Raw genomic sequence first — 4415 nt, 5'->3', positions numbered from 1 at the left:
CGGCCATGAGAATTGGGTCTGGGGTGTAGCATTTAGTCCTGATAGCCAGATGATTGCTTCTGTCAGTCGTGACAATACAGTGAAATTGTGGAACCGACAAGGGAAATTATTGCAAACTCTCACCGATCACAAGAATTCGGTCTATAGTGTAGCATTGAGTCCGGATGGAAAGACTATAGCAACTGCAAGTGATGACAAAACGGTGAAATTGTGGAACCGTCAGGGGAAATTATTGCAGACTCTTATCGGCCATGAGAATTCGGTTTTTGGTGTAGCATTTAGTCCTGATGGAGAGACTATAGCAACTGCAAGTGATGACAAAACGGTGAAATTATGGAGCCGTCAGGGGAAATTATTGCAAACTCTTACTGGCCATAAAAATTGGGTCTTTAGTGTAGCATTTGGTCCTGATAGCCAGATAATTGCTTCTGCAAGTAGTGACAATACAGTAAAATTATGGAACCTTCAGGGGAAATTATTGCAGACTCTCATCGGCCATGAGAATTGGGTCAATGGTGTAGTATTTAGCCCTGATGGCAAGATCATTGCTTCTGCCAGTGATGACAAGACAGTAAAATTATGGAAGCAAGAGGGGCAGTTGGTTCAGACTCTTGAAGGACATGAGAATAGTCTCTCGGTTGTGACATTTAGCCCTGATGGGAAGACTATTGCTTCTGCAAGTAGCGACAATACAGTAAAATTGTGGAACCGTCAGGGGAAATTATTGCAGACTCTTACCGGACACGATAATTCAGTCTATAGTGTAGCATTTAGTCCTGATAGCAAGATGATTGCTTCTGCCAGTGATGACAAGACGGTGAAACTATGGAGCCATCAGGGGAAATTATTGCAGACCCTTACTGGCCATGAGAATTGGGTCTATGGTGTAGCATTTAGTCCTGATAGCCAGATGATTGCTTCTACCAGTGGTGACAATACAGTAAAATTGTGGAACCGTCAGGGGAAATTATTGCAGACTCTCACTGGCCATGAGAATTGGGTCTATGGTGTAGCATTTAGTCCTGATGGCAAGATGATTGCTTCTGCCAGTGATGACAAGACGGTGAAATTGTGGAACCAAGAGGGAATGTTTTTGCAGACTTTGCAGGGGCATGAGCATTGGGTCTATGGTGTATCATTTAGTCCTGATGGAGAGATTATTGCCACTGGAAGTGGTGACAATACAGTAAAATTGTGGAACCGCCAGGGGAAATTATTACAGACTTTGCAAGGGCATGAAGATTGGGTCTATGGTGTAGCATTTAGTCCTGATGGCCAGATGATTGCTTCTGCAAGTAGTGACAATACAGTAAAATTGTGGAACCGTCAGGGAAAATTATTGCAGACTCTTACCGGGCATAAGGATAAGGTCAGAGGTGTAGCATTTAGTCCTGATGGCAAGATGATTGCTTCTGCCAGTGATGACAAAACTGTAAAACTATGGAAGGTTTGGAAGTTTGATCGCCTCCATGAATGGGGTTGCAACTGGATGCGCGACTACCTTAAAAATAATCCTACTGTTAGTAAAAGCGATAAGCGTTTATGTGATGGTGTTGGGTTATTTCAGTGAACAGTTATCAGTTAAAAGTAACTATTTAATTATATTAACTATGAATAACTACGAATATTATATTGGTGGTAGTCTCCCAATTCATGCCACAACTTATGTCAACAGACAAGCGGATAACGATTTATATCAAGGTTTAAAAAATGGAGATTTTTGCTATGTTTTAAATTCCCGGCAAATGGGTAAATCTAGTTTGCGGGTCAAAACTATCCAACGTTTAAAAGCAGAAAATATTGCCTGTGTCACTATTGATATGACAGAAATTGGCACTTATGATATTACTCCTTCAGAATGGTATGCCAGTATTATTGATACTATTTTGACTGGCTTAAATTTGGATGATGATTTTGATATTGAGGAACTGTGGGAGGCTAATAGTCAACTTTCTAATGTTAAACGTTTTAGTAAGTTTATTAGTGAAATTTTATTGCCCTCTGTTTCTCAAAATATTATGATTTTTATTGATGAAATAGATAGTACCCTCAGCTTACCTTTTAATATTGATGATTTTTTTGCAGTTGTTCGAGATTGTTATAACAAACGAGCAGATAATTCAGATTATCAACGGTTGACTTTTGCCATGATTGGTGTGGCAACTCCAGCAGATTTAATTAAGGAGAAAAAACGCACTCCTTTTAATATTGGTAGACCGATAAAATTAATAGGTTTTCGGTTAGCTGAAGTGGAGCCATTAGCACAAGGTTTAGTTGAAAAAACTGCCAATATTAATAAGTTGATGGAAGCCGTTTTGGATTGGACGGGAGGCCAACCATTTTTGACCCAGAAAGTTTGTAAATTGATTAGTAATAGTCCAGAAATTGTACCTGATGGCCAAGAGGCCGAATTGGTGGCCGATTTGGTCAAACAGAGAATAATAGACAATTGGCAAGTACATGATGACCCAGAACATTTAAAGACAATACGCGATCGCCTATTGGTAAATGAAAAACGGGCGAGTCGGTTATTAGGTTTGTATCAGCAAATTTTAATCTCTTTTCCGTCCCGATTGGAAGGGGAAGATATCCCCCTTCCGTCCCCCTTGGAAAGGGGGAGACTAGAAGCAGAACAAAAAAAGCCCCCCCTTATTAAGGGGGGGTTGGGGGGGATCGTAGCAGACGACAACCCCGAACAAATGGAACTTCGCCTCACAGGTTTAGTCGTAAAACAGGAAGGGCGGTTGCAAGTTGCTAACCGCACTTATCAAGAAGTGTTTAATTTGCAGTGGGTGGAAAAAGAGTTGGGAAAGTTGCGCCCCTACTCTGAAGCGTTTAATGCTTGGGAAGAGTCCGGATGTAAGGATGAGTCGCGACTGTTGCGGGGTCAAGCATTGGCAGATGCTTTAACGTGGGCGGTAGATAAAAGTCTGAGCGATCGCGACTATCAATTTTTAGCTGCTGCTCAGGAAGTGGAGAAAAAGGCGCTCGAATTGGAAAAGTTGGAAGCGCAAATCAAATTAGATGCTCAGTTAAAAGCAAATCAGATATTAGAAGAGGCGAAGCAGATAGCAGATCTGAAGTTGGCAGAAGCGGAAGCAGTGGGTCAAAGTATGATCTCTAAATTATTATCTAACTCTGGTAAATATTTTGAGGGGTTGTTGCAAGCTTTGAGAGCTGCTAGACAACTACCACCTCCTAGCCAAATATTCCAACCTCAAGCAGATAGTAAAATGCAGATAATAGATGCTCTGAGTCAAGCTATATATATAGATGATGGAAAGTACCGAGAACTTAACAGTCTTCAGGGACATGAGGATACGGTCTATGGTCTAGCATTTAGTCCAGATGGAGAAGCTATTGCCACTGCAAGTGCTGACAAAACAGTGAAACTCTGGAACCGTCAGGGCAAACTGTTGCATACTCTCACCGACCATGAAGATTGGGTCTATGGTGTAGCATTTATTTCTGATGGAGAAACTCTTGCCACTGCAAGTGGTGACAAAACAGTGAAACTCTGGAACCGTCAGGGCGAACTGTTGCATACTCTAATCGGCCATGAGAATTCAGTCTATGGTGTAGCATTTAGCCCTGATGGAGAAACTCTTGCCACTGCAAGTGGTGATAAAACAGTGAAACTCTGGAACCGTCAGGGCGAACTGTTGCATACTCTAATCGGCCATGAGGATGAGGTCATAGGTGTAGCATTTAGCCCTGATATAGAGACTATTACTTCTGTAAGTGCTGACTATACGGTGAAATTGTGGAACCAAGAGGGGCATCTGTTGCAGACTTTAAGTGGGCATAAAGATTGGGTCTGGGGTGTAGCATTTAGTCCAGATGGAGAGACTCTTGCCACTGCAAGTGGCGACAAAACAGTGAAACTCTGGAACCGTCAGGGCGAACTGTTCCATACTCTCACCGGCCATGAAGATTGGGTCTATGGTGTAGCATTTAGTCCAGATGGAGAGACTCTTGCCACTGCAAGTGGCGACAAAACAGTGAAACTCTGGAACCGTCAGGGCGAACTGTTCCATACTCTCACCGGCCATGAAGATTGGGTCTATGGTGTAGCATTTAGCCTTGATGGAGAAACTCTTGCCACTGCAAGTAGTGGCAAAACAGTGAAACTCTGGAACTGTCAGAGGAAATTATTGCAGACTCTCACCGGGCATGAGAGTTTTGTAAATACTGTAGCATTTAGTCCAGATGGAGAGACTCTTGCCACTGCAAGTGCTGACAATACAGTGAAACTCTGGAGCCAAGAGGGGCAATTGTTGCATACTCTAATCGGGCATAAGAATTCGGTCTGGGGTGCAGTATTTAGTCCAGATGGAGAGACTATTGCCACTGCAAGTGATGACAATACAGTGAAACTCTGGAGCCAAGAGGGGCAATTGTTGCATACTCTAATC

At 42.5% G+C, this 4415-nt stretch carries 2 protein-coding genes; both read left to right on the top strand.

Going from position 1 to position 4415, the window contains the following annotated elements:
- Positions 1–1570, top strand: a 1570-nt coding sequence (locus ACP6PL_RS29580) for a WD40 repeat domain-containing protein (RefSeq protein ID WP_426548941.1), incomplete at its 5' end; no start/stop codon positions are given.
- A gap of 40 nt (positions 1571–1610) precedes the next feature.
- Positions 1611–4415: AAA-like domain-containing protein (locus ACP6PL_RS29575; protein WP_426548940.1), on the top strand; the 2805-nt coding region annotated here is incomplete at its 3' end.

This window comes from Dapis purpurea BLCC-M126, from assembly GCF_050015975.1.
Taxonomy (GTDB): Bacteria; Cyanobacteriota; Cyanobacteriia; order Cyanobacteriales; family Microcoleaceae; genus Trichodesmium.
Note: the sequence above shows the minus strand (reverse complement) of the source record. Positions and strands in the feature narration are given on the sequence as shown.